This window comes from Larkinella sp. VNQ87 (genome assembly GCF_049445795.1).
Taxonomy (GTDB): domain Bacteria; phylum Bacteroidota; class Bacteroidia; order Cytophagales; family Spirosomataceae; genus Larkinella.
This window is the reverse complement of sequence record NZ_JBMSDT010000011.1, coordinates 181,042-205,373: the sequence shown is the minus strand read 5'-3', so window position 1 is coordinate 205,373 and position 24,332 is coordinate 181,042. Positions and strand designations below refer to the sequence as shown.

The following is a 24,332-nucleotide window of genomic DNA, read 5'->3' as shown; positions in this document are numbered from 1 at the left end:
TCATTCCCAACCAGAAAGTTGTCTTTTGTTCTTATAAAACCGCCTTTGTCGCCCCAAAAACCGTTATGCGAACTGTCGTCCTGTTAGTTTTTTCAAACCTGTTTATGACCACTGCCTGGTACTGGCACCTGCGCTACAAGGAAGAAGCGCTCTGGAAAGTCATTGTCATTAGCTGGCTGATTGCTTTCATTGAATATTGCCTGGCGGTGCCTGCCAACCGCATCGGCTCGTACCAGTTCAATGCCTTTCAACTGAAAACCATTCAGGAAGTCGTCAGTCTGGTGGTTTTTGTGGCGTTTGCGGTTTTTTATCTGAAGGAAGAAATCAAATGGAATTACATCGTCGGCTTTGTGCTGATTGTGCTGGCTGTCTTTTTTGTTTTCAAGAAATGGTAGAGCTGACTAGACAGGAAAAGATTTTCCGGCTCGCCAAGCCATTTGCAGTCGAAAATAGTTATAGCCTTAAAATTAACTTATTCTTCATTTCAATGTCATGAGCATCAAGAGTATTTTCGGAATCATTTTAACTCTGGCCGGGCTAATCGGCCTGATTTACGGCGGAATGGACCTCACCAGCGGGGGCGTTGCCCGGGCGTCGTGGGTCTACCTGCTGATGGGCGGCATCTTCTTCTTCTCCGGGATCAGCCTGATTCGCAGCACGAAGGATACGGTGTAAGTCTAAACCGTCAGGCCCGGCGATAAGCCCGAACCAGGTAAAAAAGAATCACACTGGCGATGGTCGGCAGTAAAAGGGCCGTAACCAGCGTCTTGTTAACAACTGGCGCAGGACTCGAGGCTGCTTCCAGCCAATTCCAGAATGTCCATGTCATGAAGACCTGGATAACAAACAACAGGAGTATCAGCATCTGGTGCGTATTGCGCAGCAGGCGCTCCCGGTTTTCGGGCGTCGGGGGGGTAGGTTGGTTGTAATACTCGGCTGGTATCTGCCGCAGGCCCCGGAATAAAAGGAAAAAGAACACCGATAGTCCCGGAACCACAAACAGATTGCCCCGACTACCCCAGCGATCCGGTTTTCCGCCCGACCCGAAATGAACCGGAATCGTTTCGGGTAGTTCCGTATAGTAGCTTAATACCAGCACAAACTGACTGATCACCAGCAGCATGGCCAGCCCTGTTAGCCAGCGTTCGGTGACGGAAGCGGAGGTAAAGAAGATGGCTTTCATGGCTTTGCTACGTTACGGTTGAGCCTGGGCCAGGGCGGTTTTCGACTTCATCCGCCCGACCAGCCGGAAAAACCGGACAGGCAGCAGAAAAGCCGCCATTGTTAGACCGCCCAGCAACCCGAACCAGATGCCGACAACGTCCCAATTAAACCAAAAGCCCAGGATGTAGCTCATCGGTAACCCAATGATCCAGTACGCAAATAACGTAATAATGGTTGGTACATTCACATCCGACAGTCCCCGCAACATCCCGACGCCCACGACTTGCACGCCGTCCGATAGCTGAAAAAAACCGCCCATGATCACCAGCGAAGCGGCCAGGGTAGCCACCGCCGGATTGTCGCGGATGTACAGGCTCACCAACCAGTCGTTGGCCGTCAGGAAAATAATCGCACAGACACTCATAAACCCAAAGACCAGCACCAGAGCCGCTACACCCGCCCGACGCACCGCCACTTGGCTCGACCGACCGAGGGCATTACCGACCCGAATGGCTCCGGCCGCCGAAATTCCGGTAGCCATCATGTAAGTCGTCGACGCCATGTTGATGGCAATTTGGTGAGCCGCCAGCGCGTTGGCCCCCAACCATCCGGCCATCATGGCGGCCAGTGAAAACGTTGCGACTTCAAAAAAAAACGTAAAGCCGCCCGGCAAACCGAGTTTCAGGATACGCCGAACCTGATCGCCCACCGCCGACGCCCGGTACGAGGACAGAAAATACGGCCGGAATCGTTGCGCCTTTACAACATACGCAATCATGGCAACGGCCATCCAGGTGCGCGACAACAGCGTGGCCAGCGCCGAACCGTATACCCCCAGTTCGGGAAACGGCCCGGCACCCGTGATGAGCACGTAGTTCAACAAGGCGTTGATGATCAAGGCAGACAAAGTGATCGTCATGGCAACGCGCGGGTACGAAAGCCCGTCGCACAACTGCCGGGCCGCGACAAACAGAAAAAGCGGCAGGTTGGAAGCGCTCAGAAACAACATGAAATTCCGTCCAATCTCGGTCACCTCCGGCGTTTGACCAAAGAGATCGAAGAAGTATGCCAAAACGACGCCAGCCAGCCCCAGCAACAGGCCCAGCAAAACCGCCACCCGCAAGCCCGCCCGAAACAACCGATTGATCCCGGCCGCATCGCCCCGCCCGTTGGCCTGCGAAACCAGGGCGGCAATAACCGACAACCCGCCCACGCCAATGCTCGATACCAGAAATGCCAGCGAAACCGATAAACCCGCCCCCGCCAACGGAACCGCCCCCAGCAAGCGCCCGACAAACAGATTATCGGTAACCCCCATCAACACTACACCCAACTGGGCAATCACGATCGGGATACTCAGCCGGAGCGTTTCGCCCAGTTCCGGCTTGTAAATCTGGTACCACTGTTTCATAATTTTTGAACACCCGGCGGCTGTTCCTTGTTCCGTCGGAAGGTTTCCTCACACTTCACAAGTTTTTTCTTACTTTTGTCAGCAACACCTAAAGAGCCTCAATCGCTTGAAAGAGTACGGCAGCAACATCCAAAAATTAGTCGGCCATCTACAGACTATCGAAGACCGCGAAAAGCGCACCCGCTACGCGCACATCCTGGTAGAATTGATGCGGCAAATCCATCCCAACATGCGGGATAATCAGGACTACTACAACAAACTGTGGGACGATCTGTACATTATGTCAGGTTTCCAACTGGACGTGGACAGTCCCTATCCCCCGCCAACCGCCGAGGTGTTGGGGAAGATGCCGCAACCCGTTCCGTATAATACCCACGGTTTGCGCTACAAACACTACGGCCAGAACATCAATCTGCTGATTGCCAAAGCCATTTCGCTCGAAGATCCCGACGAACGGCTGGCTTTTGTCTCGTACCTGACCAAGTTGATGAAAACATTTTACTCAACCTGGAACAAGGAAGCCGTCGAAGACGAAACGATCCTGCAAAACCTTGACGAAATGTCGAACGGCAAATTGCGGGCCGACCTTAACTCGATCCGGACCAACGGGTTTGTGGAAGCGACCCCCCGTGAGCGTACCGGCGATCAACCTCCCCGGCGCAACCCTGGAAATCAATCCTATAGCCGAAACGACAATTCGCCGTCGCACGGCCGTCACGACGGACCTTCTTACAGCCGAAACGAAACGTCGGGCAATCGCCAGAACAATAATTACTACCAGAACCAGGGTTCGCGCGGCCACCGCGATGGCGGCAACAACCGCGATGGAGGCCACCGTAACGACCGCTTCCGGGGCAACAACCCCAACAACCGCAAAAGACGCTAACCTTTCAAGGAGTTAAAAGTTAAAAGTTAAAAATTAAAAGTTACTGCAATTTCGTTAGGCAGCCGGCTTGCACCTTGCTTTACTTTTACTGTTAACTTTTAATTTTTAACTCTTAACTTTTAATTCAATTTTATGGCATCCTTCCGCATTGCCGGTGATCAACATTTGAAAGGCGAGATTATTCCGCAGGGGGCAAAAAACGAAGCACTCCAGATTCTGTGTGCGGTTTTGCTCACCGATCAGCCGGTTACGATTCATAACATTCCGAATATCCGCGACGTCAATAAACTGATTGAACTGCTGGACGACCTGGGCGTCCGGGTCGACCAATTGTCTGATTCCTCCTACCGTTTTCAGGCCGACCAGGTCGATATTTCCGTTCTCGATACCAAAGAGTACCGTGATAAAGCCTCGGCACTGCGGGGGTCGGTGATGCTGCTGGGGCCCATGCTGGGCCGCTTCAAAACGGGGCGGATTCCGCGGCCGGGGGGCGACAAAATCGGCCGTCGGCGGCTCGATACGCACTTTCTCGGTTTTGAAAAACTCGGTGCCAAATTCAATTACGATTCGGAAGACAGCGGGATGTACAACGTCGATGCCAGCCATTTGAAAGGCGCGTATATGCTCCTGGATGAGGCCTCCGTCACCGGCACGGCCAACGTAGTCATGACTGCCGTGCTGGCCGAGGGCAAAACGACCATTTACAATGCTGCCTGCGAACCATATTTGCAGCAATTGTGCGCGATGCTCAACCGGATGGGCGCCAAAATCAGCGGCATTGCGTCGAACCTGCTCACCATCGAAGGCGTTGAAAAACTCGGCGGCACCGAACATACCATGCTGCCCGATATGATCGAAATCGGTTCGTTCATTGGCCTGGCCGCCATGACGCAATCGGAAATTACGATCAAGAATTGCCAGATTCCGCAATTGGGTATTATCCCGGATGTGTTCAAACGGCTCGGCATTCGAATGGAGTTTCGCGGAGACGATATTTTTGTCCCTGCCCAGGAGCATTACCAGATTGAAAGCTTTCTGGACGGCGGCATGATGACCGTTGCCGATGCGCCCTGGCCCGGTTTTACGCCCGATCTGCTCAGTATCGTGCTGGTTACGGCGATCCAGGCTCAGGGAACGCTGCTCGTTCATCAGAAGATGTTTGAAAGCCGGTTGTTCTTCGTGGATAAACTGATTGAGATGGGCGCTCAGATGATTCTTTGCGATCCGCACCGCGCCACGGTGATCGGCCTGAACCGGCAGCAACAACTGAAAGGCATTCGCATGTCGTCGCCCGACATCCGCGCCGGAGTGGCCTTGCTGATTGCCGCCCTATCGGCCAAGGGCGATAGCATCATCGACAACATCGAACAGATCGACCGTGGGTATCAGAACATCGACGGGCGGCTAAATGCCATCGGTGCAGTGATCGAACGGTTATAAGAAAAGCTTAAAAAGTGTTAAAAGCCGCCCGGAATCCGGGCGGCTTTTAGTTTTTGTCTGTCGTGTAAAAACCGCTCGATGTTCCAAAAACCATGTTTTTCGCTGGCTTTCTTCAAATATATAGCTTTTGTCATTTGATGAGTGTGACAATTATTTGATGAACGGCTAGTACTTTTTGTCAAAACGAGCGTTTTAGTTGTAAGAAAGATGTGCGGCAAATCTTTCTCCTTTTATGCATTCCCTAAAACAACAAAGCTATGACTCTTACCAGCGAATTGTACCAACGCCTAAGCGCCCGCCGGAACGCTCTCCTGACTCATTACGGCCAGAACAACCTGCTGAAAAGCAGTGACCCCACCACGTACCGACAATACCAGAGTGAACTCCGGGACCTGAACCGGAAGCTTCGGATGATTCGGGAGCAAATGGCCGAGAACCCCATTTTGCACAGCTAATCCGGTTTTTAATAACCGGCCGCCTGCCCGTCCTTGCGGGCGTCGGAAGCTCCGTGGTAGATTTGATGCACCGAATCGTACTGGATGGCCTGGTAACCGCCGTATAATCCGTACGAGTAACTAACCTTGTGCCCTTTTCGCATCAGTTCGCGAATGGTTTCGTACGGGAATCCGGATTCGAGGGTGATAAATCCGCCATCAAGTGCCACATCGCCTGTCGGTTCCGACGAGCCCTGGTGGTCGATTCGGGGCGCATCGCCCGCTTCCTGGATATTCATCCCGAAATCGATGAGGTTCATCAGAATCTGGACGTGACCAAGCGGCTGAAAACTCCCGCCCATGACGCCGAAACTCAACCACGGTTTTCCGTCTTTGGTCACAAAAGACGGAATAATCGTGTGAAACGGGCGTTTGTGCGGAGCGTACGCATTGGCTTCTCCGTCTTTCAGAGTGAAAAGGGCACCCCGGTTTTGCAGCACAAACCCCAGTCCGTCGGGCACGACGCCGGAACCAAACTGGAGAAAAATGCTCTGGATCAACGACACCATGTTGCCCTCGCTGTCGGCTACGGTCAGATAAATCGTGTCGCCGTTTTTCAGCAGCGGATTTCCGGCTTCCGGTTTCAGGGAGGCCCGTTCCGGATCGATGCGTTTCCGGCGCTCGGCTGCATACGCTTTGGAAATCAACTCGTTGACCGGAATCGTCGCAAAAGCCGGGTCGGCATAAAACCGGGCGCGGTCTTCAAATGCCAGTTTTTTTGCTTCTGTGAACAGGTGAACGTGTTCGGGACTGCCCCACGGGATTTTTGAGAAATCGTAGCCTTCCAGAATGTTCAGCATCTGGAGTACGGCGATGCCTTGTCCGTTGGGCGGCAATTCCCAGATTGTATGGCCCCGGTAGGTGGTCGACACCGGCTCAATCCAGTCGGACGTGTGTTCGGATAAATCCCGGTAACTCAGATAACCGCCCGTTTTTTTCATGAACGCATCGATGGTCCGGGCAATATTGCCTTTGTAAAACGCATCCCGCCCCCCTTTGGCAATCGTTTCGAGCGTTTTTGATAAAGCCGGATTCTTAAAAACCGTACCGCGCGCCGGAACGACCCCGCCCGGTGCGTAGGTTTCCCGTACATTGGGCCAGGTTCCGAACTTCCGCAACATGTCCGGCCAGGAGTCAGCGGTTTCGTCGTGAACCGGAAAACCGTCGCGGGCGTACTCAATGGCGGGGGTCAGCAGGCGGTTCATGGGCAGCTTGCCAAACCGTTTGTGGAGTTCGAACCAGCCATCGACACAGCCCGGCACCGAAACCGACAACGGTCCATTTAGCGGAATTCGCGTTAGATTTTGGGCCTTTAGTTGAGCGGAAGTCAATCCGTAGGGCGAGCGCCCGGAGGCATTCAGTCCGTACAGTTTCTGCGATTTGGCATCCCAGACGATGGCGAACAAATCGCCCCCGATCCCGTTCATATTCGGCTCGACAACTCCTTCAACGGCATTGGCGGCAATGGCGGCATCAATGGCATTACCCCCCGACCGCAGCACCTCGATAGCCGCCTGAGTAGCCAGCGGGTGAGCTGTACAGGCCATCCCATGCCGGGCCATCACCACCGAGCGCGTCGCAAAAGCGCGGCCCGACAGCCGGTCTTGTGCCTGGACAGAGCAACCGCTTATCCTGAGAAGAAAGACGCCAATTAGTGCAAAAAGTAGCTTTATCGTCATGCCGTTTATGTGCTATTTCCGGCAAAGATACGGTTTTTCAGCTATACGAACCCTTGGGCGCGGGGATGATGTCTTTCATCTTATCCGGCTCTGAATCAGGCGTATTTTTGTGCAGGTAGAAGGTGCGCTGGCATCGGCGGCAACGAAAATATTTAAGCGGCAGAAAATCGTAGAAGCGCCGGACATAGAGCGGGCGATTGGTTCGTTCCAGGTGCATGGCCGTTCGACAATGGCCGCATTCGCAGACTTTTTGCGTATTCAAAACAATACCGAGCCAGAATAAAAGGTAAACTGCGACCAGGCCCGCCAGTAGATAGATAAAAAGGGTCATTAAACGTCTTGAACGATGTGGCAACTGATTAGTATGACTGGATTTATATACGGAAAGTTGTTTCATTTAGTTGCTTTTTGAGACAAAAAAACTTCAAAAATCAACCAACTGCTTTATTATTAATCCATTACGAAATTGTAAACTATATATTATTTAGACTATTCCGCTCCGGAAGGGATCTCGGCTGGCAAACGTTCGGAGAAGTTTCAATCCGTTGTATCTTTGTTTATTCATACCCAAACAAAAGAAAGAAGTGAAAAGCCGAGCGACCCGACCAGCTACCCGAAAACCAGAACGTTAGTCTCATGTCTTTTCTCTATTACCTAACGGTCTACTATAGTTAGCGGTATTCATGGCAAAACCGACAAAATATTATGTCGTCTGGAAAGGACGCGAAAAAGGCGTATACGATACCTGGGAAGCCTGTCAGGCCCAGATTCAGAATTTCCCCGGTGCGTTGTATAAATCGTTTGAAAGTCGCCCGGTAGCCGAAAAAGCCCTGGGTGAAAAACCGCATTTGCATTTGCAGGGGGGCTCACCCAAAACCGACGGAAAAAAACAAACCCTGTTTGTGGGAAAACCGATTGCCGACAGCATTGCCGTTGATGCCGCCTGGAATACCGCCACCGGCGACATGGAATACCAGGGCGTTCACGCGACCACCAAACAATTGCTGTTTTGCCAGGGCCCTTTTCCCGACGGCACCAACAACATTGGCGAGTTTCTGGCGATCGTTCACGCCCTGGCCTGGCTTAAGCAGCGCAACAGTGATTTGCCTATTTATTCCGACTCCCGAACGGCGATCAGTTGGGTGCAGAAAAAGAAAGCCAACACCAAACTGGAAGAGACACCCCGCAACGGTGCACTTTTCGAAATGCTCGACCGGGCCGAAAACTGGCTGAAAACCAATACGTATTATAACAAAATCCTGAAATGGGAAACCGAACACTGGGGCGAAAATCCCGCCGATTTCGGCCGCAAATAAGCCAATTCGGTCTTAGTTTGGCCGGATAGCCTGTTTAACAACCTCGGCCATTCCTTTCGCTCCTTCTGTGTTTGGGTGAATTCCGTCCTGGAATAACGATTCCTGTGACAACAACGGGGTGTACAAATCGATCACCTTGACACCGGTTTCGCGGGCCACCTCGTCGATGAGTGGCATAATTTCGTTTTTGACGACATCCGGCCTGATGCCATACACCGCTTTGAAAGCTGGCGTTGGTTTACAAATGTACACCGTGGGCTTGGCGGGCAATGCCTGAAACGAACGGATAAAAGCAATGTAGTCGGCCTTAAAATCCGCTTTGTGTTGCCAGTTCACCTCTCTGGAATCGTTCGTGCCGAGTTCAATGATGACGATTCCGGGATTCAGGCTGAGCGCATTTTGGTACGCACTTTCGTTCCAGTACGGCAGGATGCCTTTTCGCAGAACCGTCGTGCCGCTCACGCCGTAGCTTTGGACAGTATCCTGATTACCCAACATATCTTCAAGGTAGTCAGGGTATTTCTTTTCCGTTACCGGAATGCCCTCGCCCTGGGTGATGCTGGTCCCGACACAGGCAATGCGGCCGTTGGGGAGGGCCTTGGAAACCGAATCGGTTTTTTCGGCCGATTCCGATTTTTTAGGGTTTAAATTGATCAAATCCCCGCAGGAAGTCAGAAAAATTGAAAAAACGACTAAAACAGCGACAGGATTGCGAAGAAAAAAACGGGTGGTGTGTGGTTTTTGTGGACAGCTCATGGTTTGTTGAGTGGATGAAAAATTATGATTTCTCTCAAACTGACCAAACCGCCAAACTGTTTATCCAACCTCCCCAAATCCCCCTAACTCTTCACTCATAACTCTTAATTCTTAACTAAAGAAGTGTTTCGCTTCAAGCAATTTACCATTCAGCAGGACCGCACAGCCATGAAGGTTTGCACGGACTCGTGCGTGCTGGGGGCTTTTGCCGATCCCGGAGCGGGCGGGCGGCTGCTCGACATCGGCACCGGCACGGGCTTGCTGGCGCTCATGGCAGCCCAACGAAACCCGGCCGCCCGGGTCGACGCCGTGGAAGTCGACGAAGCCGCTTTTCAGCAAGCCGTTGAAAATGTGAACGATAGCCCGTTCGCCGACCGGGTCAAGGTTATTCAAAGCCGAATTCAAACGTTTGCTGCCGAACCGTATGATCGGATTTTATGCAACCCACCGTTTTATACGAATCACCTGCGTTCCCCCGATGCAGCCGTGAACCGGGCGCTGCACAACGACGAGTTGCCGTTTGAAGAACTCATTGCCAGCATCGATCGGTTGCTTAAACCGGGTGGACAGTGCTGGGTGTTGCTGCCTCCTTTCGAAATGGAGCGGTTTTCGCGCCTGGCGCAGTCGGCCGGTTTGTGGTCTTTTCAAGAACTGAGCCTCCGGCATCAGACCCAAAAGCCGGTTTTCCGAACCATTACAGGCTTCGGCAGGCAAGAGAGTTACCCTTTGAAAACCAGCGAATTACTGATTTACAAATTGGATGGCAAGACTTATACGGATGCGTTCCGTCAGTTATTGCGACCTTTTTATCTGATTTTCTAAATTCCTTGCGAACTTTGCGTGATTCTTTGGATGCCGGGCGTTTATACGGCATCGCAAGGCCGGTCTCTAAGGGAGGCTTTTTACATGACTGATAAACTTCAACTTTCCGTCGTCATCCCGCTTTACAACGAAGATGAGTCGTTACCGGAACTGCACGACTGGATTGTGCGCGTGATGACGGAACAAGGCTATACGTACGAAATTCTGTTCATTGACGACGGCAGCACCGACCGCTCGTGGGAGGTTGTCAGCGGGCTTTCGGCCAGTAACCCCTGCGTGCGCGGCATCCGGTTTACGCGAAACTACGGCAAAACGGCCGCTTTGCAGACTGGTTTTCAGGCGGCCCGGGGCCAGGTCGTGATCACGCTCGATGCGGATTTGCAGGACAGCCCCGACGAAATTCCAGAATTATACCGCATGATTACCGCCGAAGGCTACGACCTGGTGTCGGGCTGGAAACAGAAACGCTATGATCCACTCTCGAAAACCCTACCGACCAAGCTATTCAATGCCGTGTCGCGCTGGGTGTCGGGCGTTCAGTTGCACGATTTCAACTCCGGGATCAAAGCCTACCGGCTACCCGTTGTGAAGTCGATGAACCTGTACGGCGAAATGCACCGAAACCTACCGATTGTGGCCAAATGGAACGGTTTTTCGAAAATTGGTGAGAAAGTGGTGAAGCACCAGGCCCGGAAGTACGGCAGTACTAAATTTGGGCTCGACCGCTTCATCAACGGTTTTCTGGATTTGCTCGTCATCGCTTTTGTGCAGAAATTCAGCCGCCGACCGATGCACTTCTTCGGCACCTTCGGAACTCTGTCGTTTTTTGTGGGAACGCTGATCACCGTTTACCTGATTGGTGAAAAACTGTACAATATAGCTAATCAGATGAAATACCGGAATGTGACGGACAATCCGCTGTTTTTTCTGGCTTTAGTCGCTATTATTCTGGGCGTTCAGTTATTTTTGGCAGGTTTTTTGGGCGAAATGCTCGTCCGGCAGTCGACGCACAAAACCGGCGATTACTTAATTGCCGAACGGGCAGGATTTTAGAATTAGATGGTTAAATGGCTGAATGATTAGATGGTATGAATGCTCAGCCGCCGAAATACCTTGATGTGACCGACCATCAACTTTATAGGTGAAAAAAGGCAATTAATATCTATTTTTCGAGTTCAAACCAAAAGCCCTAAAAATCTATAAATCAACAAATTAATTACACTCGTGATCACCATAAAATATAACCATCTATAACCATCCATCCATTGTTAACCAGTTTACCGATACAACCTCCAAGCAATTTACCCGAATTAAGTATGAACAACCAGTTTAAAGCCCATCCCTGGCACGGGATTCCGATTGGCGAGGACGCCCCGAAGCAGGTGACCGCCTTTATTGAAATTGTACCGACCGATACCGTCAAATACGAAGTAGACAAGGATACGGGCTACCTGAAAATTGATCGGCCGCAGAAGTATTCCAACATCGTTCCGGCCCTGTACGGTTTTATTCCGATGACCTACTGCGACGAGCAGGTGGCTTCGCTGGCCCGCGAACGTTCGGGTCGTGAAATCGAAAAAGGCGACGGTGACCCTATCGATATCTGCGTCCTAAGTGAGCACGCCATTACGCACGGGAACATCATTTTGCAGGCAATCCCCATCGGCGGTTTCCGGCTGCTCGACAAAGGGGAAGCCGACGACAAAATCATTGCAATTCTGAAAGGCGACGGGATGTACAAAGGCTATGAGGACCTGCACCAGCTCCCTGACAGCGTGGTCCAGCGCCTGAAACACTACTTCTTGACCTACAAGAACTTACCGGGTGAGCCGATGACCTGCGAGATCGTCAACGTCTATGGACGGGAAGAAGCGCACGACGTGATCCGGCGGTCGATTGAAGACTACTGGCTGCTGCTCCGGAACCAGGCGAAATAAGCTGTATGCCCAAAGAAGGAGAGTCTAACCCGGCTCTCCTTCGGTTTTTTGCCGGTTTTCACGGCCGGTCATTTCCTCCCTTCCGCCATCTCTTCCATTCTTCCTCAAATTCCCGCATTCAACACAAATTCAGCAGCCGGGGAGCCGTCTGTCGTTTATTTTTGTTTAATTGTGTAAAAAGTACATTTTATTCATTTAATCGATTATCCTTTCGCCGACCCAAGATATGCGTCAGTTTCTGAAGTACGTTTTTGCCACCATCGTTGGTTTATTCCTATTTACTTTCGTGGCTTTTTTGATGTTACTGGGCATCGGCTCCGTTTTTTCGGCAGCCTCCGGTGACGAAGTAGCCGTGAAAGAAAATTCCGTTCTGAAACTCAACCTGAATAGTCCGATTCGTGAAATTGGTGTCGAGAACCCGTTCGGCGGTTTTGGCCCCTTCAATTCGTCAGGCGATGTGATTGGGTTGATTGATCTGAAACAAGCCCTGGCCAATGCCAAACTCGACCCGAACATCAAAGGTGTTTACATCCAGGCCGAATATCCGCAGGCTGGCTGGGCGTCGCTGGAGGAAGTCAGAACCGCCCTGATCGATTTTAAGACATCGAAGAAATTTGTGGTCGCCTACGGCGAAGTAATGACCGAAAAAGGCTATTACATCGCATCGGTCGCCGACAACATTTACCTGAATCCCGCCGGGGCGCTGGAATGGAACGGGCTGGATGCGGAATATACGTTTTTCAAAGGAACCTTCGACAAGCTGGGCATCAAACCGGTTATTTTCCGGGTGGGCGAGTTCAAAAGCGCCGTCGAGCCGTTCATCCGCGAGAACATGAGCGAAGCCAACAAGGCCCAGACGACCTCGTTCCTGAATTCACTGAATAACCATTTTCTGGCGAACGTAGCCCAGAGCCGGGGCCTACAGGTGCCCGAACTGAAGAAACTCGCCGACAATCTCACGATTCAAACCGCCGGTGATGCCGTGAAAGCCCGGCTGGTCACGAAAACCGCTTACTATGATGAAGTGGAAGCCGATATGCGGAAATCATTGAAGGTCGATGCCAAGAAAAAAATCGATTTCATCTCGCTCAGCAAGTACGGGAACGCCAAGAAATACGTCGAAGAAGGCAATATCAAAAACCGGGTGGCAGTTATCGTCACCGATGGAGAGATTGTTTCCGGCAAAGACGACAACAATGTAGCTTCCGACCGCGTAGCCGAGCAAATCCGGAAAGCTCGGCTGGACGACAAAGTGAAGGCCATCGTGATTCGGGTTAACTCACCGGGCGGCAGTGCCCTGGCATCGGATGTGATGTGGCGCGAAGTGGTGCTGGCGAACAAAGCAAAACCGGTTATTGCCTCCATGTCCGACTACGCGGCTTCGGGCGGTTATTACCTGGCAATGGGCGCCCGCAAAATCGTGGCTGAGCCCAACACCATTACCGGCTCGATCGGTATTTTCGGGATGTTGTTCAACACCGAAGGATTTTTCAAAGACAAACTCGGCATTACCTACGACCGCGTCGTGACCAACACACACGCCGATTTCCCGTCGTTTACCCGCGAAATGAGCGAATTTGAGAAAAATACGCTGCAACAGAGCGTTAACCGGGGGTATGAGCTTTTTACGAGCAAAGCCGCCCAGGGCCGCAAACTTCCGCTCGACAGCCTGAAAGCGCTGGCGTCGGGCCGAGTGTGGTCGGGGGTGCAGGCCAAAGCCAACGGGCTGGTCGATGAACTGGGCGGACTGGACAAAGCCGTGCAACTGGCCGCTAAAGCCGCCAATTTGAAAGAAGGCGATTACCGGGTTCGCTACACGCCGGAGAAGAAAAATGCCTTCGAAGAATTGATGAAATCCTTCACCGGCGACGAGGAAGAGCAACTTCAGGCCAAGCTTGGCGATCTGGCTCCGTATGTCACCTACCTAAAACAATTGAAACGCATGGAAGGCCTTCAGGCCCGGATGCCGTTCGGACTGGATATTAAATAACCCCGTACCCACGGACTTTAGTCCGTGAGAGCTTCAACTCTCTGTTGTTGATATCAACTTAAAGGTTATACTAGCTCTCACGGACTTAAGTCCGTGGGTACTTTTTTTGTATCTTAGCCAACGGATTGTTTGGTTTTATGAAGATACTGCCGGTTCACCTTGACGTCTTTGCCCTCATCATTCTGCTGGGGGTGGCGCAGGGGCTCTTTCTGGGCCTTTTTTTTCTGACCGGTGAACGGGGTAAAAACCTTGCCAACCGCTGCCTGGGTTGGTTTACGCTCGCACTGGCCGCCATCAGCGGTGAGATTTTCCTGAATTATAGCAACTACACCTTCCGGGCGTTGTGGACGGTGGACTTTTCGGAACCAATCAATTTCGTCATCGCACCGCTGTTTTATTTTTACACCTTCAGTCGCATCTGGAAACGAATGCCCCGTCGGTGGTTGTTGCACCTGATTCCGTTCGGCATCTGGCTGGCGAACGCCATCACCTGGTTTTACCAACCGCTTGAATTCAAGTACAATTCCTACCTTCACTCGCAGCATCCCGAGATGCCCTACATCGACGCCGAGTCGTATCTGGACGAGGATTTTACCGGCTTGCGCGGATACATCAGCGAAATGACGCTGCTCAGTTGCCTGATTTATGCAATCCTTTCGCTGCTGGCCATCCGCAAAGCCATGCGTCGCAATCCCGAACTAAAATCATCCGGCCAATTGCACTCCCTCCGCGTCCTAAGTTGGCTGTTTGCGCTGGTTCCTTTGTTGATTATTCTGGTAAAACCACAGTTTCAACGGGATGTCGGCGATTACCTGCTGGCAACCTACATCGCAGCCACGATCTACGCAACGAGCTTTCTGGTGATGCGTCGCTCGGATTTTTTCCGAGAGGATAAAACGCCGGAACCAGCGGCCGATGTCCGGAAAAAATACGAACGGTCTGCGTTATCGGAAGAAATTGAAGAAAATCTCCTGCAAAAACTAAACCGGCTTTTCGACCAGGAAAAGCCGTATCTGGAAAGCGATCTTTCCCTGCCTAAACTCGCCCAGCGGCTGCGCACGTCCCCGCATCACCTCTCCCAACTGCTGAACGACCGGCTGGAGCAGAGCTTCTTTGATTTGCTGGCCACCTACCGCGTTCGGGAAGCACAGAACCTGTTGCAGGATTCGGCGACGGCTCACCTCAAAATCGACGAGATTGCTGAGCGCGTCGGCTACAACTCCAGTTCGGCGTTTCATACGGCATTTAAGCGGCTCACCGGCCAGACCCCGGCCCAGTTTCGGGCCACGGCGACTTCGTCCCGGTCGGCGTGAACTTCGTGAAGATCGGAAAATGGCTTTTTTGGCTCCAATAGCGGCCATCTTTGACCCGATCAAACGAGCAACGCCATGCACAGCCCCCAACCAACACGGTCCCCCAACCCTTTGCCCTTTGCCCCTAACCCACTGCCCTCCGCCCGGCGCTACGACCTCGACTGGTTGCGCGTGCTGGCCATTCTAATTCTGCTGTTTTACCATACCGGCATGATTTACGTCAGTTGGGGCTGGCATATTCAAAGCAGCCAAACCAGCCCGCTGTTTGAGGATGTCATGCGCTGGCTGCACCGCTGGCGGATGCCCTTGCTCTTCTTTATTTCGGGAGCCGGAACCTACTTCGCCCTCCGACGCCGGACGTACGGAGGCTACGCCGGGGAGCGGTTTCAACGGCTTTTCATTCCGCTGGTGTTCGGCATGTTTGTCATCGTACCACCCCAGATTTATTTTGAATGGCTGCACCGGGGGCGGTTTTCTGGCTCCTATGCCGACTTTTACCCCGAAGTATTCCGGTTTCAGGTCTACGAAGACGGCGGCACAGGCGGTGCTTTCAGTTGGCATCACCTCTGGTTTGTGGCCTATTTATTTCTGTACTCTCTGTTGAGTATTCCCGTCTTCCGGTTTTTGAAATCACCCGGCGGGCAACGGCTCACCGACGGACTCGAACGACTAATTAGCAAACCGGGGGGTGCGCTAACCCTCGTGGGCTTCATCATCCTCAGCCAACTGGCGCTAAAACCGTTCTTCCCCGACGAAACGCACGCCCTGGTCAATGATTGGGCGTATTTCACCAAGAATTTACTGCTTTTCTGGTTGGGTTACCTCCTAGTCAGCCGTCCGCACTTCGCTGCGATACTGTCGGGTCAACGACGGATTTTTCTGTTTGCAACGCTGGTTTGTACGCTTTGCCTGTATGCCTCGCTGGCATACCTAAACCGTCATCCCGAATTAGAAGACCAATTGGTTTGGGAACTGCCGCACCTGCTCAACTCCGATTGCCTGATCTGGTTTTCGGTGCTGATGTCCGTTGCGTACGGTTTTCACTATTTGAATGTCAACCGGCCCATTCTGCCCTACCTGACCGAAGCCGTGTACCCGTTTTACATCCTGCACCAGACTGTCATTGTGTTCATCGGCTATTTTGTCCTAAAATCCAGTCAGTTTGGTATTTACGACGGTTTTTTACTGATCAGTTTCTCCTCGTTGCTGATCTGCGGAGCGCTCTATTGGTTCCTGATTCGCCCGTTCAAACTAACCCGGTTCGTTTTTGGCCTTAAATAACCCTCCTTCTCTATTTCCATTTTTCCCATGAGACAGTTCGTATTCTTTTGGACCACTGTGTTTCTCTATTTGCTCAAAACGACCCTTTGGGCACAACCTTTGCCAACCGCCCCGGCGGCTTCCGTTGAATGGCCCGCGTATGGCAACGACGCCGGGGGGATGCGGTTTTCGCCCCTGAAACAGATCAACACCGGCAACGTCAAGCAGTTGCGCGTCGCCTGGACGTTCCGTACCGGCGAGCTGGATCTATACAAAGGCACCAATGCTCATGAAAAAGCCGCCTTTGAAGCCACGCCGGTCATGGTCGACGGAACGCTTTTTTTCACCACACCTACGACCCGGGTATTTGCCATCGATGCTGTCACTGGTCAGCAGAAATGGTCGTATGATCCCGATGTTTATTTGCGCCAGGATTTATCGGAAGTGACTTCCCGGGGTGTTTCGATCTGGCCCGCGCCCGCCGACAAGGCCAACGCCAGCGCCCTGAAACGGGTATTCGTCCCGACACTCGACGGGCGGCTGATTGCACTCGATGCCGCCACCGGTAAGCCGATCCCGACGTTTGGGCAGGACGGAACCGTTGACTTACGCGCCGGAGTTGGTAACATCAGCGTTACATCCCCACCCGCCGTCATCGGTAACACCATCGTCGTCGGTTCGTCGATGGGTGACAACCAGCGGTTTAACTACGAACGGGGGGTCGTGCGGGCTTACGATGCCTTGACCGGCCAGTTACGCTGGAGTTGGGACCCCATTCCGCGCTCGAAAAAAGACCCCGGTTTTGAGACCTGGAAAGGCCCCAACGCGACCCAAACCGGAGCCGCCAACGCCTGGTCGATCATTTCGGCCGATGCCGAACGTGATCTGGTGTTCATTCCAACGACCTCGCCGAGTCCGGACTATTTCGGAGGGGAACGACTGGGGGCCAACCTCAACGCCAGTTCCATCGTGGCCATCCGGGCGTCGACCGGTAAGGTCGTCTGGAGCTTCCAGACCGTTCACCACGATCTGTGGGATTACGATAATGCTGCCCAGCCGCTCCTGTTTGCCTTCAATCAAAACGGAAAACCGGTTCCGGCCGTGGCCGTCGGCACCAAAATGGGGCACATTTTTATCCTTCACCGCGAAACCGGCTCACCGCTGCTTCCCGTGGAAGAGCGTCCGGTTCCGGCCTCTAAAATTACCGGAGAAGTGGCCCATCCGACGCAACCGTTTCCGGTCACGTTACCCACACTGGGGTTACAAAAACCGGAACCCTGGGGCCGCACACCCGAAGCCAGAGAAGCCGCCCAACGCCGGATTTCGGCCCTCCTGTTCGAAGGGCCTTTCACCCCGCCGTCGCTGCAAGGTTCGGTTATTGCCCCCAGCAATGTGGGTGGCATCAACTGGAGCGGAATGTGTTACGACCCCGAATCCGGTTTGCTCATCACGAACATCAATCGGCTTGCGGCCGTCATTACGCTTATTCCCCGCGCCCGGCTTTCGGAATCGGTTAAAAACGACCAGAACCTAATGCGGGCCGAAACCGGGATGCAATCGGGGACACCTTACGTCCTGAAACGTAGCTATTTAATGGACAAAGACGAACAGGGAATTAGCCTGCAAACCGCCCCACCCTGGGGAACACTGGCGGCCGTTAACCTGAAAAAAGGGGCGCTGGAATGGGAAGTGCCGCTCGGTTTCATGTACGATCCCGAAAAAGTGCCGCAGGCCCGGCAATGGGGTTCCATCAACTTCGGTGGAGCCATCGTCACGGCGGGCGGTCTGGTGTTTGTAGCCGCTTCCCTCGACGGGCACCTCCGGGCGTTCAACACCCGCGACGGCAGCTTGCTCTGGGAAGTACCGCTTCCGGCGGGTGGTCAGGCCGCACCGATGACCTATCAGCTCAATGGCAAACAATACGTAGTCATAGCGGCTGGCGGGCACGCTAAAGTTGGAACAAAACTCGGCGATTATGTAGTCGCGTATGAATTGCCTTGAGTAGTTGCTCGGTGTAGAGTTTATGGTTTCTTCAACTATAAACTCTAGACTCTAAACTAAATATATAACCGCCAAAAACCGGGTCGGCAAAAAAGTTTTCAACCCGACGCAACCATTTGGCAACCTGATTCGTATATCTGGCACAGAAGCCTTTGACTCGACCTACCTATGATAACGAAGCGCCAGGGGAACCGCTGATGTTACCGGTTCGTGTCATGAGGGTCTGCCTACACCCGGTCGTTCCGACTCGTTCGAAATGGCCGGGTGTTCTTTTTTTCCGTATTTTCGGGAGAATCGTCCCAAAAAACCTCCGAAGCTCGTACCAAAATGACTGTTTTTTGTTTGTCAAACCCGCCTGCAAGCCGCTGGCCCGTTTGGAAACTAATCTTCCTGAATTTTTTCGCTTTCCTTTTGCTTCTTTCCAAATATCCGGCGCTGGCCCAGGGCAAGCTCGAAGATTACAAACGATCGGCAGCCCTGAAGGAAAATTTACAGAATAAGCTATACAATGCTCCGGGCGCAGTTTTCTGGACACCCGGCCAGAAACTCTGGTACCTGATCCGAACGGCGCGTGGACGCGAATTTGTAGTGGTCGATCCCAAAAAACAAACCCGCCAGCCGGTATTTGACCAGGAACAACTGGCCCGTAAACTGACCGAAGCAACCGGCAAAAAAATCGATCCGTTCAACCTGCCGTTTACGTCGATCACCTTCGGGAAAGATGATGAAGACGTGGAGTTCGTGGCCGAAGGAGCCATCTGGCAATACGCGACGGGTTCGTTTGCCTTCCGGAAAAAAGGGCCGTTCCGGGCCGAACCCACCGACCGGCGGTATTGGGGCAACAGCCGCGACGAACTGGACGAAAAACCGGTTTTCTCGCCTGACAGTACCCAAACGGCCTACATTAAGAATTATAACCTGTACGTTCGTTCCGAAAAAACGAAACAGGAAATCCAGCTTAGTTTCGATGGTTCGGAAGGCGAGTATTATTCGGCCTACATCCAGTGGTCGCCGGATGGTAAAAAGCTGGTTACGAACAAAATCCGGCCCAACAAAAAGCATTTGATCTACTTCGTCCGGTCTTCGCCGGAAGACCAGCTTCAGCCCAAACTGGAATCCCGCGAGTACCTCAAACCAGGCGACGCTCTGCCAATCCGACGCCCACAACTATTTTTACTGGATTCGAAAAAGCAAATTCCGGTGGACGATGCACTGTTTAACCAGCAATTCAGCCTGTCGCGGCTCGAATGGCGCAAAGACAGCCGGGCTTTTACGTTCGAATACAACCAGCGCGGCCATCAGATCTACCGGGTTTTGGAAGTGAACGCGCAAACCGGTGCCATCCGCCCGCTGATCGAGGAGCGCAGCAACACCTTCATCGACTACAGCGGCAAACGCTCCCGGCACGATGCCAACGACGGGCAGGAAATCATCTGGGCGTCGGAACGCGATGGCTGGAATCACCTTTATTTGATCGACGGCGTGACCGGAAAAGTGAAAAAGCAGATCACCAAAGGCGAATGGGTTGTTCGGAATCTGGTGCATGTGGACGACAAAACCCGGACCATCTGGTTTGCCGCCAGCGGTCGGAATCCCGACCAGGACCCGTATTTTGTGCAGTATTACAAAGTGAACTTCGACGGTTCGGGGCTGACGGCTTTGACGACCGAGAACGCCAACCACACGGCCACGTTCTCGCCGGATTACCAGTATTTTGTCGATTCCTACTCCCGCGTCGACCTGCCGCCGGTGACGGTTTTGCGCAGTACCGCCGACGGCCGGGTGCTGATGGAACTCGAAAAGGCGGATCATTCGGAATGGCAAAAAGCGGGTTGGAAAGCGCCGGAAGTGTTCGTGTCGAAAGGGCGCGACGGCAAAACCGACATCTGGGGCGTCATCATCCGGCCCACGAATTTTGATCCGGCCAAGAAATACCCGGTGATTGAGAATATCTACGCCGGGCCGCACGGTTCGTTTGTCCCGAAGTCTTTCATGACCAACAATTTGTCGATGCACGAGCTGGCCGAACTGGGCTTCATTGTGGTGCAAATCGACGGCATGGGTACCTCAAACCGGTCCAAAGCGTTTCAGGATGTGTGCTGGAAAAACCTGAAAGACGCCGGTTTTCCGGACCGAATTCTCTGGATGCAGGCGGCTGCCCGGAAATACAGTTCCCTCGACCTGGACCGGGTGGGCATTTACGGCACCTCGGCGGGTGGGCAAAGTTCGACCGGGGCGTTGTTGTTTCACCCCGAATTTTACAAAACCGCTGTGTCGTCCTGCGGGTGCCACGATAACCGCATGGACAAGATGTGGTGGAACGAGCAGTGGATGGGTTACCCCATCGGCCCGCACTACGACGAGTGTTCCAACGTGACGAATGCCCACAAATTACAGGGCAATCTGCTCCTGCTCGTCGGTGAGGTGGACGACAACGTGGACCCGGCTTCGACCTATCAGCTCGCCAATGCGCTCATCAAGGCCAACAAAGACTTCGAACTAGTGACGTTACCGGGCATGGGCCACACCTCCGGCGGTGACTTCGGCGAACGCAAACGGCGGGATTTCTTCGTCAAACACCTGCTGGGTGTCGACCCGCCGAACTGGAATCAAATCGGGAAGGAAGTCGCCGGTTCAGGCACGGGGAAGTGATTTACAACACCTTCACCGGATTTTTGTGCTCGTCGATGGCCACGAAGGTAAACGAACCGTGAACGGCGCGTTCGCGGTGATCGCTGTACATTTCTTCGACAAAAATTTCAACATCAATTTTCAGGCTCGTATTGCCGATGTGTGCCACGTTGCCCACCAGCTCGACGATGGTTCCGGCCGGAATGGGCTTGTTGAAATTGATGCGGTCCGATGAAACCGTTACGACCCGTTTGCGCGTAAACCGCGTGGCGGTGATGAACGCAATTTCGTCCATTAGCTGCATGGCCGTTCCGCCAAAGAGGGTGTCGTAGTGGTTGGTTGTATTCGGGAAAACCGCCTTGAAAACGCGGGTTTCGGCCTGTTTAATTCGTTCTTCGAGTGAATTCATGAGGTTCAATGCGCATTCCGGAATTTCGCCATCCGTTCCAGATGCACAGTCTGGTTGTATTCGGTTCGGAGTTCTAGCAGGCAATTCGCACACAAACAATGGCTGAATTTTGACCGAATATACTGCCGTTGTTCGTCGGTCAACGCCACCGCCGTGCATTGACACAGGTTGATGCACCCGACTTTGCACTCAAACGGCGCTCCGCAGCGCGGACACCCGACGGTTTCGTGCTTGTTCGTTTGTGTGTTCATAACTTTAACGAAACGTATTTTAGAATAATAAATGCAAAATGTTAAATGTCAAATGAAAAAGTAGCTAAGCGCAACGCACTTTTACATTCAGCATTTAACATTTTACATTTTTCATTCCAACCGATTATACGGTTTCAGCCACCAGCTTTCGCGCCGTTTGGGCCGCCTGCACCATGTTTTTCAGCGCCTGCTCCGTTTCGGGCCACCGGCGGGTTTTTAAGCCACAGTCGGGATTGACCCAGAGATTTCGGACGGGCAACACATCGGCGGCTTTTTTCAGCAACGCCATGATCTCATCCGTCGTCGGCACGCGGGGGCTGTGAATGTCGTACACGCCGGGGCCGATTTCGTTCGGATAATTGAACTGCACAAACGCGTCAAGCAGTTCCATCTGCGAACGCGAAGTTTCAATCGTGATCACATCGGCGTCCAGGTCCGCAATCGGCTGAATGATGTCGTTGAACTCCGAATAACACATGTGCGTGTGAATCTGCGTCTCATCACCCACGCCCGACGCCGACACCCGAAACGCCCGAACGGCCCAGTCCAGGTAATTTACCCAGTTTTCGCGACGCAGCGGCAAACCTTCCCGAATGGCCGGTTCGTCGATCTGAATGATGCGAATACCGGCTTTTTCCAGATCCACGACTTCATCCCGGATGGCGAAAGCAATCTGTAGGCAGGTATCCCGGCGCGGCTGGTCGTCGCGCACAAACGACCATTGCAAGATTGTCACCGGGCCGGTCAGCATGCCTTTCACCGGTTTGTCGGTCAATGATTGGGCAAATTCCGTCCAACGCACCGTCATGGCCTCGGGCCGGTACACATCACCGTAAATGATCGGCGGTTTGACGCAGCGCGACCCGTAGCTCTGTACCCAACCGTTCTGGCTGAACGCAAAACCGTCGAGCAGTTCGCCGAAGTATTCAACCATGTCGTTTCGCTCAAACTCACCGTGCACCAGCACGTCCAGCCCGATTTCTTCCTGCCAGCGAATGGCTTTTTCGGTTTCCTGCCGGATAAAGTCCTCGTAGTGTTCGATCGTCTTCTCGCCTTTTTTGAACTTTGCCCGGTTGACGCGGACTTCTTCGGTTTGCGGAAACGAACCGATGGTGGTCGTCGGAAACAGGGGCAGGTTTAGCCGTTGGTGTTGAATTGATTGCCGCTCGGGAAAAGCGCTCGTCCGGTTTATATCCTGGTCGGTTACCTTTCGAACGCGCTCCTGCACCGCCGGGCGGTTGATCAGCTGGGATTGCCGCCGGGCCGCCAGTAAGGCTTCGTTTTCGCGCAACCACTGCTGCGTTTGTTCACTCTCGGGTTGTTCGGCCATCGTCGCCAGTTTGACCACCTCGCCGAGTTTCTGTTTGGCAAACACCAGCCATTGTTTGATTTCGGGCGTCAACCCGCTGGCGTCGGTCTCCGAATTCAGGTCACAGGGCGTGTGAAGCAGTGAGCACGACGGCGCGATTAGAACACGGTCTTTGCCGAGCGCAGCCGTCGCTTTTTGGATGAAGCCGAGCGAGCGGTTCAGGTCGTTGATCCAGATGTTCCGGCCATCGACCAGCCCGAGCGACAGGGCGGTTTTTTTCGTCACAAAATCAGTTTGCAAAATATCATCCAGTTGACTCGGGCAACGCACCAGATCGATGTGCAGGGCATCGACAGGCAATTGCGTCGCTAGGTTGAGGTTTTCACCGAAACACTCGAAATACGACGCCACGAGCAGTTTCAGGTTCGGGAAGCGTTCGCGCAAAAACCGGTAAGCCGTCCTGTAGGCGAGCTGTTGGCGTTCGTCCGAATTCAATACTAGACACGGTTCATCCAGTTGAATCCATTCGGCACCCTGCTCCTGCAAGCGGCTCAGGATCTGTTCGTAGACCGGCAGCAAGCGATCCAGCAAGTCCAGCCGGTGAAAACCGCCTTCTTTTTCTTTGCCCAGCAGCAGGTACGTCACCGGGCCGGGCAAAACCGGTTTCGGCACGGTTCCCAAGACGGTTTTGGCTTCGACGAACTCCCGGAAGATTTTGTCGGAACGCAGCGAAAACGTCTGATTTTGGGTAAACTCCGGCACGATGTAGTGGTAGTTGGTGTCGAACCACTTGGTCATTTCCATCGCGATGAGGTCCAGCCCATTCTGCTGGTAGCCACGCGCCATGGCGAAATACAGGTCAAGCTCGTTCGCGCCCGGTTTTTCGACCAGGGGCCGAAACCGCGCCGGAATGGCGTCGACCGTCAGCGACCAGTCGAGCGTCTGGTCGTAAAACGAAAAGTCGTTGCACGGAATCAACTGAATTCCGGCCTGCTGTTGCGTCAGCCAGTTCGCGCGTCGAATGTGCCGACCGGCTTCGAGCAACTGATCGTGGGAAATTTTTCCGGCCCAGTACTGTTCACTGGCCTTTTTGAGTTCGCGGTGGCTACCGATTCGTGGATAGCCGAGGTTGTGTGCGACCATTTGGTTGGAATGTTGGTTAAAAATGGGTCGAGTTCTTTGCCGAACTCCACACAGCCCGCCCGCAGCGGAAAACCAACACCCATGACGCACCCCACCCGGCCCGAAAAAGACAGGAAAAGC

22 protein-coding genes are annotated in these 24,332 nt (G+C 53.2%); 14 read left to right on the top strand and 8 right to left on the bottom strand.

Annotated features, from left to right (window positions below; all coding sequences use genetic code 11):
• Positions 1-65: 65 nt before the first annotated feature.
• Positions 66-395: a DMT family protein gene (locus tag ACO2Q8_RS20135; protein WP_423346643.1), complete on the top strand. Its 330-nt coding sequence runs from the start codon at positions 66-68 to the stop codon at positions 393-395.
• Between the two features lie 97 nt (positions 396-492).
• A complete protein-coding gene (locus ACO2Q8_RS20130; RefSeq protein ID WP_423346642.1) occupies positions 493-675 on the top strand; it encodes a hypothetical protein in 183 nt (60 codons plus the stop codon).
• A gap of 10 nt (positions 676-685) precedes the next feature.
• On the opposite strand, the gene ACO2Q8_RS20125 is transcribed toward ACO2Q8_RS20130, so the two are convergent.
• Together ACO2Q8_RS20125 and ACO2Q8_RS20120 are read right to left on the bottom strand one after the other, a co-directional pair.
• Positions 686-1,183 carry a DUF1648 domain-containing protein gene (locus tag ACO2Q8_RS20125; protein ID WP_423346641.1) on the bottom strand — a complete coding sequence of 166 codons (498 nt, stop codon included), beginning with the start codon at positions 1,181-1,183 and terminating at the stop codon, positions 686-688.
• 12 nt (positions 1,184-1,195) lie between these two features.
• Positions 1,196-2,575 carry an MATE family efflux transporter gene (locus tag ACO2Q8_RS20120; RefSeq protein WP_423346640.1) on the bottom strand — a complete coding sequence of 460 codons (1,380 nt, stop codon included), beginning with the start codon at positions 2,573-2,575 and terminating at the stop codon, positions 1,196-1,198.
• 106 nt (positions 2,576-2,681) lie between these two features.
• On the opposite strand from ACO2Q8_RS20120, the gene ACO2Q8_RS20115 reads away from it, so the two are divergent.
• From ACO2Q8_RS20115 to ACO2Q8_RS20105, 3 genes are all read left to right on the top strand, one after another.
• Positions 2,682-3,461 carry a DUF4290 domain-containing protein gene (locus ACO2Q8_RS20115; RefSeq protein WP_423346639.1) on the top strand — a complete coding sequence of 260 codons (780 nt, stop codon included), beginning with the start codon at positions 2,682-2,684 and terminating at the stop codon, positions 3,459-3,461.
• Positions 3,462-3,593: 132 nt separating this feature from the next.
• Positions 3,594-4,901, top strand: a complete 1,308-nt coding sequence (gene murA / locus ACO2Q8_RS20110) for a UDP-N-acetylglucosamine 1-carboxyvinyltransferase (protein ID WP_423346638.1) — start codon at positions 3,594-3,596, stop codon at positions 4,899-4,901.
• Between the two features lie 257 nt (positions 4,902-5,158).
• Complete coding sequence (locus ACO2Q8_RS20105) at positions 5,159-5,356, top strand: hypothetical protein (RefSeq protein ID WP_423346637.1); 198 nt, start codon at positions 5,159-5,161, stop codon at positions 5,354-5,356.
• 8 nt (positions 5,357-5,364) lie between these two features.
• On the opposite strand, the gene ggt is transcribed toward ACO2Q8_RS20105, so the two are convergent.
• Positions 5,365-7,074: a gamma-glutamyltransferase gene (gene ggt, locus ACO2Q8_RS20100; protein ID WP_423346636.1), complete on the bottom strand. Its 1,710-nt coding sequence runs from the start codon at positions 7,072-7,074 to the stop codon at positions 5,365-5,367.
• A gap of 37 nt (positions 7,075-7,111) precedes the next feature.
• Positions 7,112-7,405 (bottom strand): hypothetical protein, encoded by a 294-nt coding sequence (locus ACO2Q8_RS20095; RefSeq protein ID WP_423346635.1) that lies wholly within the window; start codon positions 7,403-7,405, stop codon positions 7,112-7,114.
• A 352-nt stretch (positions 7,406-7,757) separates the two neighbouring features.
• Between ACO2Q8_RS20095 and ACO2Q8_RS20090 the strand changes: the two genes are divergently transcribed.
• A complete protein-coding gene (locus tag ACO2Q8_RS20090; protein ID WP_423346634.1) occupies positions 7,758-8,390 on the top strand; it encodes a viroplasmin family protein in 633 nt (210 codons plus the stop codon).
• A gap of 12 nt (positions 8,391-8,402) precedes the next feature.
• Here ACO2Q8_RS20090 and ACO2Q8_RS20085 read toward each other — a convergent pair whose 3' ends face one another.
• Positions 8,403-9,146 (bottom strand): GDSL-type esterase/lipase family protein, encoded by a 744-nt coding sequence (locus ACO2Q8_RS20085; RefSeq protein WP_423346633.1) that lies wholly within the window; start codon positions 9,144-9,146, stop codon positions 8,403-8,405.
• A gap of 168 nt (positions 9,147-9,314) precedes the next feature.
• Between ACO2Q8_RS20085 and ACO2Q8_RS20080 the strand changes: the two genes are divergently transcribed.
• The 8 genes from ACO2Q8_RS20080 to ACO2Q8_RS20045 all read left to right on the top strand — a co-directional run bounded on the left by ACO2Q8_RS20080 (position 9,315) and on the right by ACO2Q8_RS20045 (position 21,121).
• Complete coding sequence (locus ACO2Q8_RS20080; RefSeq protein ID WP_423346707.1) at positions 9,315-9,968, top strand: tRNA1(Val) (adenine(37)-N6)-methyltransferase; 654 nt, start codon at positions 9,315-9,317, stop codon at positions 9,966-9,968.
• 84 nt (positions 9,969-10,052) lie between these two features.
• Positions 10,053-11,021: a glycosyltransferase family 2 protein gene (locus ACO2Q8_RS20075; RefSeq protein WP_423346632.1), complete on the top strand. Its 969-nt coding sequence runs from the start codon at positions 10,053-10,055 to the stop codon at positions 11,019-11,021.
• Between the two features lie 263 nt (positions 11,022-11,284).
• On the top strand, positions 11,285-11,905 hold the full coding sequence (locus tag ACO2Q8_RS20070; protein ID WP_423346631.1) for an inorganic pyrophosphatase: 621 nt from the start codon (positions 11,285-11,287) through the stop codon (positions 11,903-11,905).
• A gap of 226 nt (positions 11,906-12,131) precedes the next feature.
• Entirely contained in the window at positions 12,132-13,895 is a 1,764-nt protein-coding gene (gene sppA / locus ACO2Q8_RS20065; RefSeq protein ID WP_423346630.1) for a signal peptide peptidase SppA, read from the top strand.
• Positions 13,896-14,032: 137 nt separating this feature from the next.
• On the top strand, positions 14,033-15,208 hold the full coding sequence (locus ACO2Q8_RS20060) for a helix-turn-helix domain-containing protein (protein WP_423346629.1): 1,176 nt from the start codon (positions 14,033-14,035) through the stop codon (positions 15,206-15,208).
• Positions 15,209-15,319: 111 nt separating this feature from the next.
• Positions 15,320-16,489: an acyltransferase family protein gene (locus ACO2Q8_RS20055; RefSeq protein WP_423346628.1), complete on the top strand. Its 1,170-nt coding sequence runs from the start codon at positions 15,320-15,322 to the stop codon at positions 16,487-16,489.
• Between the two features lie 27 nt (positions 16,490-16,516).
• Positions 16,517-18,469 (top strand): pyrroloquinoline quinone-dependent dehydrogenase, encoded by a 1,953-nt coding sequence (locus ACO2Q8_RS20050; RefSeq protein WP_423346627.1) that lies wholly within the window; start codon positions 16,517-16,519, stop codon positions 18,467-18,469.
• 411 nt (positions 18,470-18,880) lie between these two features.
• Positions 18,881-21,121: a DPP IV N-terminal domain-containing protein gene (locus ACO2Q8_RS20045; RefSeq protein WP_423346626.1), complete on the top strand. Its 2,241-nt coding sequence runs from the start codon at positions 18,881-18,883 to the stop codon at positions 21,119-21,121.
• Position 21,122: 1 nt separating this feature from the next.
• On the opposite strand, the gene ACO2Q8_RS20040 is transcribed toward ACO2Q8_RS20045, so the two are convergent.
• From ACO2Q8_RS20040 to metE, 3 genes are all read right to left on the bottom strand, one after another.
• Entirely contained in the window at positions 21,123-21,509 is a 387-nt protein-coding gene (locus ACO2Q8_RS20040) for an acyl-CoA thioesterase (protein ID WP_423346625.1), read from the bottom strand.
• Positions 21,510-21,514: 5 nt separating this feature from the next.
• Complete coding sequence (locus ACO2Q8_RS20035) at positions 21,515-21,760, bottom strand: cysteine-rich CWC family protein (protein ID WP_423346624.1); 246 nt, start codon at positions 21,758-21,760, stop codon at positions 21,515-21,517.
• Positions 21,761-21,884: 124 nt separating this feature from the next.
• On the bottom strand, positions 21,885-24,212 hold the full coding sequence (metE, locus tag ACO2Q8_RS20030) for a 5-methyltetrahydropteroyltriglutamate--homocysteine S-methyltransferase (RefSeq protein ID WP_423346623.1): 2,328 nt from the start codon (positions 24,210-24,212) through the stop codon (positions 21,885-21,887).
• Between the last annotated feature and the right edge of the window lie 120 nt (positions 24,213-24,332).

Bases quoted from the DNA above. Each gene is read 5' to 3' on its own strand.
- ACO2Q8_RS20095 (WP_423346635.1), bottom strand. From the start codon at position 7,405: ATGACCCTTTTTATCTATCTACTGGCGGGCCTGGTCGCAGTTTACCTT.
- ACO2Q8_RS20090 (WP_423346634.1), top strand. From the start codon at position 7,758: ATGGCAAAACCGACAAAATATTATGTCGTCTGGAAAGGACGCGAAAAA.
- ACO2Q8_RS20120 (WP_423346640.1), bottom strand. From the start codon at position 2,575: ATGAAACAGTGGTACCAGATTTACAAGCCGGAACTGGGCGAAACGCTC.
- murA (WP_423346638.1), top strand. From the start codon at position 3,594: ATGGCATCCTTCCGCATTGCCGGTGATCAACATTTGAAAGGCGAGATT.
- ACO2Q8_RS20130 (WP_423346642.1), top strand. From the start codon at position 493: ATGAGCATCAAGAGTATTTTCGGAATCATTTTAACTCTGGCCGGGCTA.
- ACO2Q8_RS20040 (WP_423346625.1), bottom strand. From the start codon at position 21,509: ATGAATTCACTCGAAGAACGAATTAAACAGGCCGAAACCCGCGTTTTC.
- ACO2Q8_RS20075 (WP_423346632.1), top strand. From the start codon at position 10,053: ATGACTGATAAACTTCAACTTTCCGTCGTCATCCCGCTTTACAACGAA.
- ACO2Q8_RS20050 (WP_423346627.1), top strand. From the start codon at position 16,517: ATGAGACAGTTCGTATTCTTTTGGACCACTGTGTTTCTCTATTTGCTC.
- ACO2Q8_RS20085 (WP_423346633.1), bottom strand. From the start codon at position 9,146: ATGAGCTGTCCACAAAAACCACACACCACCCGTTTTTTTCTTCGCAAT.
- ACO2Q8_RS20105 (WP_423346637.1), top strand. From the start codon at position 5,159: ATGACTCTTACCAGCGAATTGTACCAACGCCTAAGCGCCCGCCGGAAC.
- ggt (WP_423346636.1), bottom strand. From the start codon at position 7,074: ATGACGATAAAGCTACTTTTTGCACTAATTGGCGTCTTTCTTCTCAGG.
- metE (WP_423346623.1), bottom strand. From the start codon at position 24,212: ATGGTCGCACACAACCTCGGCTATCCACGAATCGGTAGCCACCGCGAA.
- ACO2Q8_RS20060 (WP_423346629.1), top strand. From the start codon at position 14,033: ATGAAGATACTGCCGGTTCACCTTGACGTCTTTGCCCTCATCATTCTG.
- ACO2Q8_RS20070 (WP_423346631.1), top strand. From the start codon at position 11,285: ATGAACAACCAGTTTAAAGCCCATCCCTGGCACGGGATTCCGATTGGC.
- sppA (WP_423346630.1), top strand. From the start codon at position 12,132: ATGCGTCAGTTTCTGAAGTACGTTTTTGCCACCATCGTTGGTTTATTC.
- ACO2Q8_RS20125 (WP_423346641.1), bottom strand. From the start codon at position 1,183: ATGAAAGCCATCTTCTTTACCTCCGCTTCCGTCACCGAACGCTGGCTA.
- ACO2Q8_RS20035 (WP_423346624.1), bottom strand. From the start codon at position 21,760: ATGAACACACAAACGAACAAGCACGAAACCGTCGGGTGTCCGCGCTGC.
- ACO2Q8_RS20135 (WP_423346643.1), top strand. From the start codon at position 66: ATGCGAACTGTCGTCCTGTTAGTTTTTTCAAACCTGTTTATGACCACT.
- ACO2Q8_RS20080 (WP_423346707.1), top strand. From the start codon at position 9,315: ATGAAGGTTTGCACGGACTCGTGCGTGCTGGGGGCTTTTGCCGATCCC.